Annotated in this window: 10 protein-coding genes; 6 read left to right on the top strand and 4 right to left on the bottom strand. The window is 55.4% G+C overall.

From position 1 onward, the window contains the following. The first annotated feature begins 21 nt into the window (after positions 1-21). The 6 genes from dgoD (at position 22) to JFC13_RS16705 (ending at position 10645) form a co-directional block, all read left to right on the top strand. A complete protein-coding gene (gene dgoD, locus JFC13_RS16730; RefSeq protein WP_198398190.1) occupies positions 22-1170 on the top strand; it encodes a galactonate dehydratase in 1149 nt (382 codons plus the stop codon). Between the two features lie 36 nt (positions 1171-1206). After that, entirely contained in the window at positions 1207-2307 is a 1101-nt protein-coding gene (locus JFC13_RS16725) for an MFS transporter (protein WP_198398189.1), read from the top strand. A 4-nt stretch (positions 2308-2311) separates the two neighbouring features. Then, entirely contained in the window at positions 2312-2548 is a 237-nt protein-coding gene (locus JFC13_RS16720; RefSeq protein WP_198398188.1) for a hypothetical protein, read from the top strand. Further along, a complete protein-coding gene (locus tag JFC13_RS16715; protein ID WP_198398187.1) occupies positions 2545-3849 on the top strand; it encodes an MFS transporter in 1305 nt (434 codons plus the stop codon). Before JFC13_RS16720 ends, JFC13_RS16715 begins: the two co-directional genes overlap by 4 nt. A 664-nt stretch (positions 3850-4513) precedes the next feature. After that, positions 4514-9355, top strand: coding sequence for a DEAD/DEAH box helicase (locus JFC13_RS16710; RefSeq protein ID WP_198398186.1), 4842 nt, complete (start codon positions 4514-4516; stop codon positions 9353-9355). A gap of 21 nt (positions 9356-9376) precedes the next feature. Beyond that, complete coding sequence (locus tag JFC13_RS16705) at positions 9377-10645, top strand: hypothetical protein (RefSeq protein WP_198398185.1); 1269 nt, start codon at positions 9377-9379, stop codon at positions 10643-10645. 88 nt (positions 10646-10733) lie between these two features. Here JFC13_RS16705 and JFC13_RS16700 read toward each other — a convergent pair whose 3' ends face one another. The 4 genes from JFC13_RS16700 to drt3a all read right to left on the bottom strand — a co-directional run bounded on the left by JFC13_RS16700 (position 10734) and on the right by drt3a (position 16545). After that, positions 10734-10997, bottom strand: a complete 264-nt coding sequence (locus tag JFC13_RS16700) for a hypothetical protein (protein WP_198398184.1) — start codon at positions 10995-10997, stop codon at positions 10734-10736. Next, entirely contained in the window at positions 10994-11581 is a 588-nt protein-coding gene (locus JFC13_RS16695; protein ID WP_198398183.1) for a recombinase family protein, read from the bottom strand. The genes JFC13_RS16700 and JFC13_RS16695 overlap by 4 nt, the downstream gene beginning before the upstream one ends. 1527 nt (positions 11582-13108) lie before the next feature. Beyond that, positions 13109-15160: an antiviral reverse transcriptase Drt3b gene (gene drt3b / locus JFC13_RS16690; RefSeq protein WP_198398182.1), complete on the bottom strand. Its 2052-nt coding sequence runs from the start codon at positions 15158-15160 to the stop codon at positions 13109-13111. Beyond that, entirely contained in the window at positions 15157-16545 is a 1389-nt protein-coding gene (gene drt3a / locus JFC13_RS16685) for an antiviral reverse transcriptase Drt3a (RefSeq protein ID WP_198398181.1), read from the bottom strand. Before drt3a ends, drt3b begins: the two co-directional genes overlap by 4 nt. Positions 16546-16951: the final 406 nt, after the last annotated feature.

The raw sequence follows: 16951 nt of genomic DNA, 5'->3' as shown, positions 1-16951 counted from the left end.
ACCAGACGAAGGGCCAGACCAATGAAGATCACGTCGATGACGACGTACACCGTGCCGCCGAGGTGGCTGTTCCTCAAGATCGAGACGGATGAAGGGATCGTCGGCTGGGGCGAGCCGATCATCGAAGGTAAGGCCGCCACGGTGGCAGCCGCCGTCGATGAACTCTCTGACCTGCTCATCGGCAAGGATCCCGCAAACATCGAGGACCTGTGGACGATCATGTACCGCGGGGGCTTCTACCGCGGTGGGCCGATCCTCATGAGTGCGATCTCCGGTATTGATCAGGCGCTCTGGGACATCAAGGGCAAGGCACTCGGCCAACCGGTGCACCAGCTGCTCGGCGGGAAGGTCCGGGATCGGATCCGCACCTACTCGTGGATCGGCGGAGACCGACCCTGCGACACCGCGGCAGCGGCACTCGAGACGAAGAACCGCGGGTTCACCGCCGTGAAGATGAATGCGACCGAAGAGCTGCAGTACATCGACTCCTACACCAAGGTCGACCAGGTCATCGAAAACGTGCAGGCTGTACGGGAAGCCACCGGCGACGAATTCGGCATCGGCATCGACTTCCATGGACGTGTACACAAGCCGATGGCCAAGGTCCTCATCAAAGAACTCGAACCCTATCGACTCCTCTTCATCGAAGAACCGGTGCTCTCCGAACACTTCGGCTCGCTGCGTGACGTCATGGCGAACACCCCGACGCCGATCGCGCTGGGGGAGCGACTGTTCTCACGCTGGGACTTCCGCGAGGTGATCGCCTCCGGTGCCGTCGACATCATCCAGCCCGATGTCTCCCACGCAGGCGGTATCACTGAGACGCGGAAGATCGCGATGATGGCCGAAGCCTACGATGTCGCGCTCGCGCTGCATTGCCCACTGGGCCCGATCGCGCTCGCCTCCTGCCTGCAGGTCGATGCTGGCAGCTACAACGCGTTCATCCAGGAACAGAGCCTGGGCATCCATTACAACACGAGCAACGACCTGCTCGACTACGTCACCGACCCGACGGTGTTCAACTACGAAGACGGCATGATCGACATCCCTTCCGGGCCCGGGCTGGGCATTGAGGTCAATGAGGAGTACGTCATCGAACGTGCAGCTGAAGGACACCGGTGGCGCAACCCCATCTGGCGTCACAGCGACGGCTCCTTCGCGGAATGGTGAGTCGGCGGATTGGGTAAGAGAGAAGGACGTTCAAGGATGAACTCACAGACTACAGTGACAAAGCAACGTCGTGCTGCCTCGCCGGGGCGAGCCAGGTGGTGGATCCTCGGCTGGCTTCTGGCAGCGATGATGATCAACTATATGGATCGATCGTCGTTGTCTATCGCGGCCCCGCATATGATCGACGAACTGGGGCTGACCGCTGCCGACATCGGGTTGCTGGGCACCGCATTTTCTCTGACCTACGCGTTCTTCCAGCTGCCCGGCGGATGGCTGACTGATCGACTCGGCGCTAAACCGGTCTACGTCATTGCACTGGGCTTCTGGTCGATCGCGACCTCACTCATGGCATTTGGCCACCACATGTGGCACTTCATGATCTCGCGCATCCTGCTCGGCGTCTTTGAAGCCCCGGTCTCACCCACCTCGGCGAAGATTGTCTCCGAATGGTTCCCGCCAAGGGAACGTGGAGCGGCAGTCGGAGTCTACGACTCTGGAAGCAAATGGGGCCCGGCAGTGGCACCACCGATTCTCACCTTCCTCATCCTCGGGTTCGGGTGGCGCGCCATGTTCGTCATCCTCGGTGTGCTCGGCATCATCGTGGCGATCGGCTTTTGGGTCTTCTATCGTTCCCCGGAACACGATCGCAGGGTCTCAGCAGCAGAACTCGAACACATCCGAGCGAGAGAAGAAGACAACAACGCTCCAACAGGCCACATCCCTTGGCTGCGTCTCTTCACCAAGCCACAGACCTGGGCGATGGTGCTGGGATTCGTTGCCGTGGTGTGGACCCTCAACATCTTCGTGACTTTCCTCCCGCTGATGCTGGGCGACATCTATTCCGTCGCTGACGAGGCGCTTGGGTGGTACACGGCGATCCCGTTCGCTGTCGGCGGCATCGGCGGAATCCTCGGTGGATGGTTCACCACGAAGTACTCGAGGATGCGGTCTCATCTGGCGCCTCTTGCCTGCAAGCGGCGGATTGCTGCAGTCTACGGCGGGGCGCTCGCCATCTGTTCGATTCTCGTCGGTGTCACCACCGGCCACTTCGCTTTGCAGCTGACAGCGATGAGCATGGCGCTGTTCTTCTGCGGAGCACTGAGCACTGAGCGCTGTGGGGTGGTCGATTCCCGCTGATGTCGTGACCGGAAGTCGTGTCGCATCGCTGGGGTCCATCCAGAACTTCGGCGGCTATTTCGCCGGCTCGCTCTCGCCCTGGCTCACAGGCGTGCTGGTGACGACTACGGGGTCCTACCTCATTCCATTCGTCCTCGGAGCCGTTGTCGCGGTGATCGCGGGGATCGCCTATCTGCTCCTGCTACGTGCCCCGATTCGGGTAGACAGCGCCGCCACAGAGATCGGAGACACCAGCTCATGACGAAAACCGCTGAGCCCACGACCACGCGGCCGACACGGATGCGATACATCATCGCGCTCCTTTTCTTCATCACCGTCGTCATCAACTACATGGACCGGGCCAACCTGTCCATTGCGATGCCGGCACTGTCTCAGGAATTCGATCTCACCACCGGCCAGCAGGGACTTCTGCTCTCGGCCTTCGGGTGGACCTACGCCGCGATGCAGTTGCCCGGTGGGTGGCTCGTTGACCGGGTGAGGCCGCGGGTGCTCTATGCCTCCTGCCTCGTGCTGTGGTCCCTGGCCACGCTGTTCATGGGTATGTCTGGTGGGTTCGTCGCTCTTATCATCCTCCGGCTCTTGGTCGGCGGGTTCGAAGCTCCGGCATACCCGATCAACAACAAGGTGGCCACGGCGTGGTTCCCCGAGCGTGAGCGCGGACGGGTCATCGCCTTCTACACCTCGGGCCAGTTCATTGGCCTCGCCCTGCTCACCCCTGTGCTGTCCTGGCTGCAGACGGTGCTCACCTGGCACTGGGTGTTCATCCTCACCGGTGTCGTCGGCGTCATCTGGGCTTCGATCTGGTGGTTCGTCTATCGCGAGCCGCGTGACAAGTCGGGAGTCAACCAGGCCGAGATCGATCTCATCGCCTCCGGCGGGGGATTGGTCGATGTCGAGAGTGGTACGAAGAAGGAGACTAAGCCGAAGCTCAGATGGTCCGACGTCAAGGTGGTGCTGACCCGGCGGAAGCTGTGGGGCATTTACCTCGGCCAGTTCTGCCTGACATCGACTCTGTGGTTCTTCCTCACCTGGTTCCCGACATACCTCGTTGATTACCGCGGGATGGACTACATCGAGTCGGGCTTCATGGCCTCCCTTCCGTTCATCGCAGCGCTCGTCGGGGTACTGCTTTCCGGGTGGGTCTCGGACCTCATGGTCAAGAAGGGCCTCACGCTCGGTACGGCCCGCAAGCTGCCGATCATCATCGGTCTCGCAATGACGGTGTTCATGCTCGGGGCGAACTATACGGATTCGACTGCGTTGGTGATCGTGTTCATGTCGATCGCGTTCTTCGGCAACGGCTTCGCCTCGATCACCTGGTCGCTGGTTTCCGCTTTGGCACCGGAACGGCTGCTCGGTCTGACCGGAGGCATGTTCAACTTCATCGGCAACCTCTCGTCGATCGCCACACCGATAGTCATCGGCTTCCTCGTCACCGACATCGACTTCGCTCCAGCGTTCGTCTACATGGCTGCGATCACTATCGTCGGTGTGCTGTCGTACGTGTTCCTCGTTGGGAAGGTTGAGCGGGTGGAGGAGTAGGTGGGCAACGCCCGTCCGAACTTAACCGGGCAAGAGCAAAATCGTGCCGGTGGTGGCAATTGCGGCGATTTCGTCTTTCGGCCTATGGGGTTCTAGGCTTCACAAAATGTAATGACCTCCCGCGTCTCCCAGCAGATTTGTGCATGCACGTTGGAGGCGAGATATCCCGGAGCCGGTAATCCGCTGGAAGCTGTCAGGATGATGGTGGACATGGCACCGAAACGCGGAGCTGTCGTGCCTTGATAATTTTGCCTACGGCGAAAGTGGTCCGCTTAGTGGACGGAGTCAACAGTTCCAGGGGAACGCCTTGAAGGGCGTTGACTGGTGTTGACTATGTTTGAACGTCCCAGCTGAACAGGGCTTACAGTGTTGGCTACGTTGACTGAGATTGATCATTTTTAGCTCTCTTGCGGACTATGTGCGGACTGGGATGAAGCTGACGAACTCCTCAACACATTGTCGCACCGGAGGTGGGCCCCAGGTCTGACTCCATCCGCGAGCACCATGTTGATGTCTCGCGTCTTCAACGGAACGATGACCCGAGACATCACAAGTTCTTGTTCGAAGACGAGCAACTTCCATACCAGTCGTTTGGGAAGACATGTTATCGGATCGTGGCTCTCAGCAGGGATAAGTCCCTTCTATAGAAGGCATAATCAGGTGTATGACAGTGATGGCTTTTGACGAGGTGTTCGACCGCCTCTACTTTTCCGCAACCAGTGAATATGACAAGGGTTCGAAGTTCGAGGAACTCCTTGAGGCCTATCTCCAGACGGAACCGAAGTACGCTGATCAGTTCTCCAAAGTTTGGCGGTGGCAGCACTGGCCCGGTCGCGCTGGCCGCGTGGATACCGGCATTGATTTGGTTGCTGAGGACCGGTATACGGGTGAACTCGTGGCGATCCAGGCGAAGTTCTATGACCCGGAACGCAAGCTCCAAAAAGGCGATATCGATTCCTTCTTCACGGAGTTAGGGAAGGAGCCCTTCAGCCGTGGCATGATCGTCTCATCTACCGACGGATGGTCCTCACACGCTGAAGCAGCCCTGGCCGATCAGACCAAAGAAGTCCAACGCATCCGGTTGCGGGACTTCGCTGAGTCGACGATCGATTGGTCGGTGTTCGACCTCGACCGCCCACACGAACTGTCGACGAAACCAGGAAAACAGCCCAGGAAGTATCAGCGCGAAGCCATCGACGCCGTCATTGAAGGATTCTCCACCCATGATCGCGGGAAGTTGATCATGGCCTGCGGGACCGGCAAAACATTCACCGCCCTGTCGCTGGTCGAACAGTATGTGCCCGCTGGTGGCAGTGTCCTCTTCCTTGTGCCCTCGATTGCTCTTCTGCAGCAGACACTCAACGAGTGGACTGCGCAAGCCACCACATCGCTACGTCCTTTCGCGGTATGTTCGGACACCTCGGTGGGCCGTCGGCAGACCGAAGACGTTTCGGCGCACGATCTCGGATTCCCTGCAACAACGGATCCGTCGAAACTGGCTGCGCGGTTCAATATTTCGACCGGTGACGAGTCGATCAGTGTGGTGTTTTCGACATATCAGTCGATTGATGTCATCCACCAAGCCCAGCAGGTCGGTACTCAACGTGGCGAAGCTGGTCTGCCCGGGATGGGTGCGTTCGAGAAGGGGCTGCCTGAATTCGACCTCATCATCTGCGATGAAGCCCACCGCACCACGGGAATCTCCCAGCCGGGTGCTGATGATTCGGCGTTCGTACGTGTCCATAATGATGAGTTCATTCACGCGAAGAAACGTTTGTACATGACTGCGACTCCTCGAATCTATGTCGAGGACTCGAAGACGAAGGCCGCCCAGGATGGTGTGGCCGTGTACTCGATGGATGATGAGGACACGTATGGTCCTGAGTTCCACCATCTCGGGTTCGGACGCGCCGTTGAACTCGGCCACCTCTCTGATTACAAGGTCCTCATCCTCGCAGTTGACGAAGCATCAGTGGCGTCCTCGTTCCAACGATTGCTATCCGAGGACGGGGATCTCAACCTGGATGATGTCGCCAGGATTGTTGGCTGTTGGAATGGGTTATCGAAGCGCGGTGTGCATGGGCAGCGGCTGGCGATCAATGATGATTCGCCGATGCACCGGGCTGTTGCGTTTGCCCGCAATATCAAGGAATCGAAAGCGATTGCCGACCAGTTCGAGAAAGTCGGTCGTGAACTCATCGTTAACCGCACCGACGAGCAATCGAAGCTGCGGATGGAAGCCGAGCATGTGGATGGGACGTTCAACGTTCTCGAACGCTCTAAACGCCTCGACTGGCTGCAAGCCGATGCGGGAGAGGACACTTGCCGGATCCTCACTAATGCGAAATGTCTCACTGAGGGTGTGGATGTTCCCAGTCTGGATAGCGTGCTGTTCCTCAACCCCCGCAATTCCCAGGTCGATGTCGTACAGGCTGTGGGGCGGGTGATGCGCAAATCACCAGGCAAGGAATACGGCTACATCGTCCTCCCCATCGCAGTCCCAGCCGACCAGGACCCTGAAACCGCGCTCAACGACAACAAGAAGTACAAGGTCGTCTGGGACGTGCTGCAAGCATTGCGAGCCCACGATGACCGGTTCGAGGCGATGATTAATAAGATCGATCTCGACAAGGATGCAAACAAGACTGTCGATGTCATCGGTATCGGCGGCTCAGACGATGAAGGCGACGGCTCGGATCGTTCAGCAGGGCAGAACTCAGCTGAGGCGCTGTTCACGATGGTGAACGCGGCTGATTGGGAAAACGCGATCTTTGCCCGCATGGTCAAGAAGGTCGGTGATCGCAGGTATTGGGAAGACTGGGCCACTGATGTCAAAGACATCGCTGACCGGCAGACTACTCGTCTGCACTCGATCATCGACGATCCCGACAACGCAACAGTGCGGACACGATTCGGTGAGTTCGTTGAGGGATTGCGCGCCAATCTCAATGACGGGATCAATGACGCTGACGCCGTCGACATGCTGGTCCAGCACATGATCACGAAACCAGTCTTCGATGCACTGTTCGAAGACTACGACTTCACTGCGCATAACCCGGTGTCGAAAGTCATGGATTCGATGCTCGCGGTGTTGGGTGAGTTCAACCTTGATACCGAGACGGGCAAACTCGACGAGTTCTACCGGTCGGTGCGAATCCGGGCCGAGGGCATCGAGTCGGCACAGGGCAAGCAGAAGATCATCACCGAACTGTATGAACGGTTCTTCAAGCTCGCATTCCCGAAGACCGCGGAATCCCTCGGAATTGTGTACACGCCCATCGAGGTCGTCGATTTCATTCTCCGCTCAGTCAATGACGTTCTCAAAGAGCACTTTGGGACCACTCTTTCGGGTGAGGGTGTACACGTGTTGGACCCATTCACGGGCACGGGTACGTTCATCACTCGTCTGCTGCAGTCGGGGCTGATCGATCCGGCGGATTTGGCCCGAAAGTATGCGAATGAGTTGCATGCGAATGAGATTTTGCTGATGGCGTATTACATTGCTGCGATCAACATTGAGGCCACTTTCCATGGTCTCCAACGCGAACACGCCACCAAAACCGGAGAAAATCCAGAACAAGTTGGGTATGAACCGTTTGAGGGAATCGTCCTCACTGATACGTTCCAGATGAGTGAGGACGGCGACACCCTCGACGAGCGCATGTTCGTCGGCAACAACGACCGAGTCATTGCCCAGAACGATCTGGACATCCGTGTGATTCTCGGGAATCCTCCGTACTCGGTGGGACAGTCCAGCGGTAACGATAACAACGCCAACCAGACCTATCCGACCCTGGACGAGTCCATTCGCTCCACCTACGCAGCCCAGTCGACAGCGACGAACAAGAACTCGCTATATGACTCGTATATTCGAGCCATCCGTTGGGCCTCGAATCGTGTCCTCGATTCCGAACAGGGTGGGGTTGTCTGTTACGTATCTAACGGTGGCTACATTGACGGCAACACGGCCGACGGGTTGAGAAAAACCCTGACCATCGAGTTCCACGATATCTACATCTACAACCTTCGCGGCAATCAGCGCACCGCTGGTGAACTCAGCCGTCGAGAGGGCGGCAAGGTTTTCGACGCAGGTTCACGGAATACGGTTGCAATAATGGTGTTGGTTAAGCTCCCTGGCAAGGTGGGGGAGTGTGTTCTGCACTATAAGGACATTGGCGACTATCTCGACCGGTCCACGAAACTGGCGACTCTGGAAGAGAACTCGCTGTCCACTTTGGTTTGGGACACTGTGATTCCGAACGAGTACGGGGACTGGATCAACCAACGCGACCCCAACTATGAAAACCATCCCCTCATCGCGGATAAGAAGGACAAGACGGGACGAACAATATTCTGCGTACAGTCTGGTGGCTTGAAAACGAACCGGGATGCGTGGGTGTACAACTTGTCGCGAGGGAAGGTTCTAGCCAATGCGGAAGCAATGATCGATTTCTACAACAACGAAGTTGACCGATGGGAAGCAGCTAGAAGGCCCGCCCGGGTAGATAGTTTTATCGACACCGATCCAGCAAAGATCAGTTGGTCCGGAAGTTTGAAGAATCGACTCGCGGCTGGAAAGAAGACGTATCCGATCGATTCAGCGTTACGTGAGTCGATGTATCGTCCGTTTCAGAAGGAATATGTCTACTTCTCCCCGGAACTAAACGAACGTAGATATCGGTTGAACGAGCTGTTCCCGACTCAGGAATCCACCAACCTCGGAATTGTCACCGTATCGCCTGGAGGGTCCGGTGAGCATGCATGCTTGATGGTCAACGCTATCCCGGACCTGCACGTGATCGAGACCAGTCAGTTCTTTGCGCGCTACTCTTATTCAGCTACTGCTGAAGACGCATTGCTTGAAGAGCCCACACAGCTCGACAACATCACTGATTGGGCATTGGATCAGTATCGGTCAACGTTTGGGCGAGATGTGTCAAAAGACGACATCTTTTTCTATGTCTATGGTTTACTGCATTCACCTGACTACCGGAATCAGTACGAGGCAGAACTAAAGAAGACCTTGCCACGCATCCCCCAAGTCAAGGGCCGTAAGAATTTTGACGCGTTTGTAGCATCTGGGCGTGAGCTGTCGGCTCTGCACATCGGGTACGAAAATGTGGAACCGTATCCGTTGGCTGAACGCATGACAACTGTCACGCCGGAAGACGAGTTCGAGCAGTTTGCAGTGACGAAGATGAAGTATGGCGGCAAAGCTGGCATGTGGGATAAGTCGGTCATCAAGTACAACAACTTCATCACTATCGAAGACATCCCTGAAGCAGCTCAGCGGTACATGTTGGGCTCCAGATCGGGCCTTGACTGGATTATCGAGCGGTACCAGGTAAAGTCGGATAAGGCCTCGGGTATCGTGAACGATCCCAACGACTGGTCGCGCGAACACAATCAACCTCGCTACATCATCGACCTGATCGGGAAGATCACCACCGTGAGTCTCGAGACCATGCGCATCGTAGATGCATTGCCTCCGCTGCGAGTGGAGTAGGCCATGGTGCGGCAAACATACGTGAGCACTCTGACGGCCCTTGAGACCTTTTTCGGTGATCGGCCTACTTCCGAACAGATCCAAGGGTTAAGCACGCATGACATCGAACGACTTGCACAACATGTAAACGAATCCTCTTCCACAACGGAACTCGCGAGCCCACCTCAAGATGCCCTTTACCCCGGATCCTGGGTTGCAGGAAATTGGCATGAACCGGTCGGGCAATACGACCTCAATCAGAGACTTCTGTATCACCGCGTCTTGGTGACTCATGATCCAATCGCGGATTTCTTTGGCATTCAGAATCGGTGGTTGTACGAGTACCGCGATATCCGAGCCGCAAATGGCAGCATGGCGATCTCTGGCGGTCCGAATCTCTGGAATCGGAATCTGCTCTACTCGTCGATCAAGGATAGTAGCGAGCAAGTTCGTCACTACTTGGCGAGGACGATTCCCTATATTTTCGAGCTGTCACCGCTTCTCAACGCGGGGGTGATACTGCCGCGGCCGCAATGGAAAGTCCTAAGAGATCGATACCATCAAATAGGTACTTCAGTCCGGCACGATGTAGCCAACGACTCGATGGTCATTGGTGCCCCAGAGATCGCAGAGAAACTGGGTCCGCTTCCTCTATGGGACAATCTCTTGGGTTTGCACGCTAGCCTGAATCAAGCTGTACACAAGTCGGATCAGCGCTGGGAGTGGCAATATGAGTTTGCTGAGCTGGCGAGACAGCTTGCATTTGCTGATCAGTATTCGACGGTATACGTTCCGCAGTCCTCCGCAGAGTTGCAACTTCTCCGTTTGAAGCTTGGACAGCTGACTGCGGAACAGGATACGGCACCGCGTCCAGAGACTCTAGCCGAGATCGCGAGGTTTGCGCTGCCGAACTTGAAGCTAGATGCCGAGACCGCAGTGGACATCCGACAGAACGAGTCTGCGTTTGATGAGTGGCGAAATAGAATTCGTTCGATTGATCGAGACTCTAGGGGTGACTCACATAGTCAGCTGCGCCAAAGAATTCAAGACGAGCTGACGCCTGTACGCAACTCGATTGAAAGTGTCTCCCTCGGTAGCGCTATGCGAAAAAGTGTTGAAGAGGACGGCATGATGGCTGTTCTGAGCACAATAGGATCGGGAAGCGCCGCATTGGCCTGGGGAACTAATCCTGGCCAAGCACTCGCTAGCGGAGTGTCGACAGGAGTGCTCGTTTGGCTTTGGCGTATGTTTCGGCGTCCCCGTTTAGAGGGAGAATCACTGATCTTCAACTCACTCCAACGAACTAGCTAGAACTGCGTGAATTAAGCGCCTTGCGGGTTCGCTTCTGACATTCCCAGTTTGAGATTTCCGTACCCACGGCGCAGTTGCTTCGGGAGCATCAATGTGCGTTGCCGAACCGTGTTCTGGCGTTATGCGTAGTACATCCCAACGCGAGGGCGATGTCTTCCCATGGATCTCCGGCGGCGCGTGCTTCGCGAATGATGGCGTTGCGGGCCTGCTGAGCCGCAAGCTCGGATAATCGAAGAGCTCCCAACATGTCCCCGTAGTCGTCGGAGTTGGCGGTGTTGGCGGCAGCGGACACCAGGACGTTGAGTGCCTGGACCCGTTTGGTCACCAGATCGTTGAACTCGGTGTCGATCATGCTGTTGCTCCATTCATCTTGGCACGCTCCACGGCACGGTAGACGGTCGCGCGGCTAACCCCCATAAGCGCAGCGACGTCCGATGTGGTGTGCTCGCCGGACTTGACCAATGCGACTAGATGACGCTCTTGTGCGCGGGAAAGTTTCGGTTGCTTGCCACGAAGCCGGCCTCGTGATCGGGCGACTGCCATTCCTTCGCGGGTCCTGGCTCGGATGAGGTCGGATTCGAACTCTGCGAACACCGCCATGATCGAGAAAAACATTCGGCCCATAGGATCAGACGGGTCATGAATAGAGCCGCTTAGAGACAGTACCGCCCCTGTCGCCTCGATCTCTTCAGCGATGTCACTCGCGTCTCGCACAGATCGTGCGAGACGGTCCAGCTTGGTAACCACAAGAGTGTCTTGCTCTCGGAGTGCCGCAAGGGCTTCTCGTAGGCCGGGTCGATCGCGGTTCGTTCCGGACAACCCCACATCGACATAGATTCGGTTCTCGTCGACGCCCAATCGGGACAAGGCCGTGCGTTGCGCGGTCAGATCCTCGTCCTGATGATGAGTCGAGCATCGGGCATATCCGATCAACATTGTTTGAACCTCTTCTTGCCTCAGTTATGGACCCGTCAGCGGGCGTATTACCGGGCGGGTCATACGAACACCATTTCCATACAGTTCGATTCTTGCGTGGGTCTGTGCGGTGGTCGGACAGTTTACATGCACCGGGGAGTCATAGAACGTTGGATTTGGGGTTAGGGAATCATCCGGACGAGTGTCAGGAGTTATCTAGAATCATGCTAAGTCGAGTGAGATCGGATGCATTACCGGGATCTACTCCAAGGCAGATGATTCTAAGGGGTGGAACAACCGATAATGCTATAGAAGCTGCCGCTGCGAATCCGTCCGAGAAGTTGATCGAGGAATCAGTGAGCTCGGTCATCGGGAGAGCTGTACGGGAAATTTGAGAGGATGGTGTTAGTTGATCTTGGATGCCGTTGCACCCAACCCCATCCGGATTCGGTGAATCGTCCTTGCAGATGTCGGCCCGCCAGCCCTGGTGGGCGTCCGAAAGGTAGGAAGAGTAGAGCTTAAGCTTTCAGTCGCTTCCGCCGTGCAGGGACGCCCGCCTTCGCGCGCAAATCGATTAATCCACCACAGAGCAGGATGAGAGATCCTGCATCAGTTCCCTGGTTACGTTCGATCGCTCCCATCCTGGTCGTGGCAATCTGGCACAGAGGCGGGAAGGGGCTGAATTTGCGACCACGTGACCTAATCGAGAAGCTTCCTCGTTTACGCATTCCCGGCCTTCGCGATCGGGCCCTGCAACCGTGACTGCTTCTTGGCGCGCTCACAGGTAGTCGGCCTCAATTTGGATCCTATCGTGGCTTCGGCGAACCGAGTCTAGCCGCCAATTGCAACAGCCAAACCGAGCTCCAGCTTGGTGATCGTGGCAAACAGGCGATTGTAGTGAGCCATCTGCAACGTTTCAGTTTTGCACTTCGCTGGCAGTGCGATATGCGAAGGATTGACGACGGCGCGTTGCTGGGCTCGAGAGACATGACGCTGGCCTTCTTGTTCGACCGGCGCAGTAAGGGACTTGCAAACCTCGCCTAGGGGAGCATCTGGGCCGGTAACAAGGCGATTGGCAGGCAGCCCTAGAGAGCATTGGTGTCAGCGTTTAGTGCTGTTGCGATTACGGCCTTCGAGTAAACGTCATATCTGATGAAGGTCGTCTTGAGCATGTCGCTTCTCCAGTAGCTCAAATGTGGCCCCACCAGTACAGTTCCATAACCGGCATCTTCGCTAGGAAATAGTTGGTGGTCGGGCAAGCTACGAACCCTTTGGAACTCGGAGGCCTCAGCCTCATCCTTCCCTCGTGATGTCCAAAAGGGAAAACTCGGGTCTTAAGCATCTGGAGGGTGAAAAACTATATTGTGAGGAGCGTGCCGAAGTTAGAACTACGTTGCTACCTCCATCGATGGGGCTTCCTCAAATCCCTTAGAATAAGGGCTTCGAAAGTCCTGATCGACAAGAAAAGGTGGGAGTTCGATGCCGCTCGCTCCCAAGCGCCCGTGTGTGGAAGCCAAAGGCTTCATTGCTGCGGTCATGGCTGCGTCTCTAGTATACAAACTGAGTCGACTTCAGCAACAATCGCTCATAGTAGCTATCACTGGCGTGCCACGAAAACACTGACGGCTCTCGCCGAGTTCGTCTCAGTTTCTGTATTTTGCTTTCTGATACCCCGTTGCCCATCGCCTTCGCAATCTCCTTGGGCGTTGCGCCGGGAAATGTGGGAAGGCTGAGCATTAGAATCGCACGAGCGGTCTCAAATTCTTGCTGGTCTCTTCCTAGATCGATCAGCGCGCCGGCACGAGTCAGTAGATCCTGTTTAAGGGCACTTGCGGAACCCGGATCCTGAAATCGACGAAGCAGGGTGAGTACACCAAAAGCGTCTAGATCGTTGACCGTTTTGCCTCTGCGCGTGAGGAATGATGTCAGTGTCTCTTCGGATACTTCAGGGTTCACGAATATGAGGCAGTCGAGAAGGAGCAGCGTGTGTGCACCAAACGAAGTCTCGTCATGCGAAGCGTTGAGCTGAGCAACGATCTCTTTTGCGACCTTGTCGGAAAATTGGAGTCTCTCGAGAGTTCCAAATCCATCGATTTCCAGTTCGCCCAAGGATGCAGCGACCAATCTCGTCAGCTTCACGCTGTGCGAGACCGATGGTGCGCCCGAGTAGATGAAGATCGCAACGTCCAGTACTGCCATTAGATACCTGATTAGAAGTAGCCGGGCAGAGTGAATAGCTTTAGGCTCGCCTGCTTCTGCTACGTCGTTTAAGCGCTTTCTAAACTTTCGGACGGTCGAATCACGGCGTCGGCCAAGCTCGTAAAGGTAAGAGTTGGCCAACTCCCCGTGCTCGAGACCGGTGTCTATGAGTAGGGATTTATAATCGAGAATTGCTTTGCGAGACGAAAAGTACAGTGTTGCATTCGCATGATTGTTGTCCGGGTCATAATCATACTGAGTACGCTGTTCCAGTGCCTCTCGAATTTTAATTTTCGCGACCGACATATGTGATTGTAGCGGCGTGTCGAAATGTCGCTGTTTCTGCTCATTGAGATGCAATTTGAATGAAGCCAGTTGTCTTGCTAAGATTTCTTCGACCAGTTCGGCGTGCCTCGGGTCGGCCAGGAATACGAAATAGTCATCAACGTAACGCATTATCTCGTAGTGTGTTCCAAGCGTGAGTCCATTGCTGGCCAGGTCCCGTTCAATTCTAATGTCAATTTCTTGTAAGATGATCTCCGCAAATATTCGCGAGAGTTCAGGGCCGATAATGATTCCACTAGTTTCGGCATAGTTGAGGTATTGCATCAGGTGATCGAACTGCCCGCCAAAAGTTTTACCTGTCTTGTTTCTCAATCGTTTGCTTGTGCGTACGCCGTTGGTGACCCATGAAATGCTATGCGTGTAAATGCTGTCGAAACATTTGGAGACGTCTGCACGCATCAGATGAGGGTATTTACGCTCGCAAGCCTGAAACTCCGGTGATGAATAGAACCGGTTGATGTTGTTGTATCTGCGGTAGCTGAAATACGAGGAAACGTGTGCGTACTCTAGATCAGATTGCTCAAAGCCGAATTGTTCTCGGTCGCGGTAACCTTCGAAGACGGACCCAGTCTTCGCTTGCAGGCGTGCGACCCGGTGGGGGTGCCTAATGGAGAATTGGCTACGATTTGTGTAATAGAGAATCGAGTCTCGGTGCTCATGGATGAAGGACGCCATCTGTACCATCGAGTGAGGATGTGGGACTGATAGTTCTCGTGACTTCCCATTGTTGCGTCGCGATCGGAACTTGTAGGGGTGCCGTAGGTGGCTGTGCTTCTTGCCACCGTCAGCCAAATTGAACTCAATTGTTCTGCCATCTTCCACCGTTTTACCTGTCCCCAGGTTGATCGGGTCGAAGATGATTCCCAGCCAAGACCTCTCACCGTCACCGAGCCTCGATTTTAATACAGTAAATTTGTGATCCCCGGTCCAGCGAAATTTGATCCATCGAAGAAACTCATAGAGCCGTGTTATATCGAAGGGGATCGGCACTTCGTACGGCAGCATCTCGGATGTTAATGCGCGTAATAGATCTCGCTTAGCTGCGCGGTATCTCATCGCCCTTTTTCCTTCCAGATGCTCACAATCTGCTCAATGCGTTTCTGTCGAAATCTAAGGAAAGTCTGGTTCGCGAACATCTCGACGAATGAAATCTGTGCCAACCTAGTGCTCATCTTCTTGGGTATCTTTGACGCATGGTGCTTTCGGAAGGCTTCGAGAGTTGCGTCGAGTTCGATGAGTTCGTCCGCCTCAGGATCTAATGCACTGTTGGAGAAGTATAGCCCTATAGCGACATTGCTTTTTGAGTTGATCAGCCTGGTGTTGCCTGCGAGATAGCGCACCCGATCGAGTAGCAGACCGTTATGTCCGGTGTTTGGAAAGGATGCGTTAGGCGCGGTATCCAACCATGCTTGTAAAGCTTTCTCTAGTCGGGTCGCGCGTCGATCTTTACGCCTGGCGGTCAGTCGTGTAGAAAGGCTGCCTGCTTGCCGAGAAAAGCGGTATCCAAGGTAATCAAACTCCGTTATTGACTTATAGTTTCCTTGTTCATCTGTAACGACATCGAATGTTTTGTGTTCGTTGAGTTCGAGCTTAAGTGAGGCCAGTTCGGTAGTGGCCGCATCCTTCACTTTAGCTAAATCGTTACTGTTCTCGAGGACCATGATTATATCGTCTACGTAACGTGCGTAGAATAACACTCCAGGATGCGTTTTTAATTTGGAATCGAAGCGATTAAGGTAGAATTCAGCGAGGTGTGAACTAAGCCCAACTCCTCGCGGCAAACCCGTATCCGTGCCTCGGATAGCTTCGAACTCTTTGAGTAGACGGCGGATAATTTGCGTTGTGACGGAGTCGAGGTCCGGAAGTGTGTTGAGGCGTTCGGTCAGAACATAATGGTCTATGGATTCGAAGAAATTTGCGACATCAATTTTGTAGATGGCATGACTGTAGTTCTTTTGCAGAGCTGCTTGGAGTGCTCTTACAGCGCTGTTCCGGCTGATCGCTTCGAGGCGTGCGGCTCGTTTGACGACATCTGCGGCCTGCTTCGCCGGGTACACTACGTCGGGCGCCGACTCGATTCTATAAGTAGGCGTCGGCTTCGTGCCCACTTTGTGGCCTTCTCTGAGGCCAAACGAAAACTCGCCCTTGGATAGCTTTTCTTCAAAGGTTAATAGTGCTGTATGCATCGCCGTTTCAACGGTTTGATCTCGAGCCCGACGCAGTTCTTGCCGGTCTGAACGGTAAGTTTTGCGTATGACATCGCGGCTAGACTCATCTTTGTCGAGTAGCGCAAGATCTGCAAAATAGCGGTCCCGCCGGTCGTGAAGTGCGCGGGTAACGCGACGAACTTCGGGGTCCAAGTGACTAATGTCCCGGCCACGGCGGTTTTCGCTCTCGGCTATCTCGACAAAGCTTCGGAGCGTGTACGGGACCTTCCTCATTCGACTAATCCTATAGTACGCATGTTGCTCTCGGCTCTCATTCCCATGTCGCCAGTCGACGCATTGTTCCTTAGCAGCTGTGCGTACGGCGCCGTGCGTTAGGTTCGTCTGCCCGGCTCGCGATCGAAGGGCGACTCGGTTCGGGCCGTTGTCCGACTGATTTCAGGCCAAGTCGATTGAGGTGGTAGCACATGATCAGATCGGGTAGGGCGAAGGTGGAGTGTCGAATACTGTCGGGTTGACTGCCTGGTCGGTCCCATCTCGGGGGATCCATAAATACTCGACGGTCAAGCGGCCGGTTTACCTCCTTGCGGCCCTAGCTTGTTAGGAGCTGGCAGGACTAGTAGTGAGTCTGCCTGGGGTGGCGAACAGATATTTCCGAGTTAAGGCAGTTCTCGATCCTGGG

The organism is Brevibacterium antiquum, from assembly GCF_016107655.1.
Classification (GTDB): domain Bacteria; phylum Actinomycetota; class Actinomycetes; order Actinomycetales; family Brevibacteriaceae; genus Brevibacterium; species Brevibacterium antiquum.
The sequence above is the reverse complement of the archived record's forward strand: the minus strand, read 5'-3'. Positions and strand labels throughout refer to the sequence as shown.

What these genes read in the sequence shown, in the direction of transcription:
- dgoD (WP_198398190.1), top strand. Translation starts at nt 22, where the DNA reads ATGAAGATCACGTCGATGACGACGTACACCGTGCCGCCGAGGTGGCTG.
- JFC13_RS16725 (WP_198398189.1), top strand. Translation starts at nt 1,207, where the DNA reads ATGAACTCACAGACTACAGTGACAAAGCAACGTCGTGCTGCCTCGCCG.
- JFC13_RS16715 (WP_198398187.1), top strand. Translation starts at nt 2,545, where the DNA reads ATGACGAAAACCGCTGAGCCCACGACCACGCGGCCGACACGGATGCGA.
- JFC13_RS16710 (WP_198398186.1), top strand. Translation starts at nt 4,514, where the DNA reads ATGACAGTGATGGCTTTTGACGAGGTGTTCGACCGCCTCTACTTTTCC.
- JFC13_RS16700 (WP_198398184.1), bottom strand. Translation starts at nt 10,997, where the DNA reads ATGATCGACACCGAGTTCAACGATCTGGTGACCAAACGGGTCCAGGCA.
- JFC13_RS16695 (WP_198398183.1), bottom strand. Translation starts at nt 11,581, where the DNA reads ATGTTGATCGGATATGCCCGATGCTCGACTCATCATCAGGACGAGGAT.
- drt3b (WP_198398182.1), bottom strand. Translation starts at nt 15,160, where the DNA reads ATGAGATACCGCGCAGCTAAGCGAGATCTATTACGCGCATTAACATCC.
- drt3a (WP_198398181.1), bottom strand. Translation starts at nt 16,545, where the DNA reads ATGAGGAAGGTCCCGTACACGCTCCGAAGCTTTGTCGAGATAGCCGAG.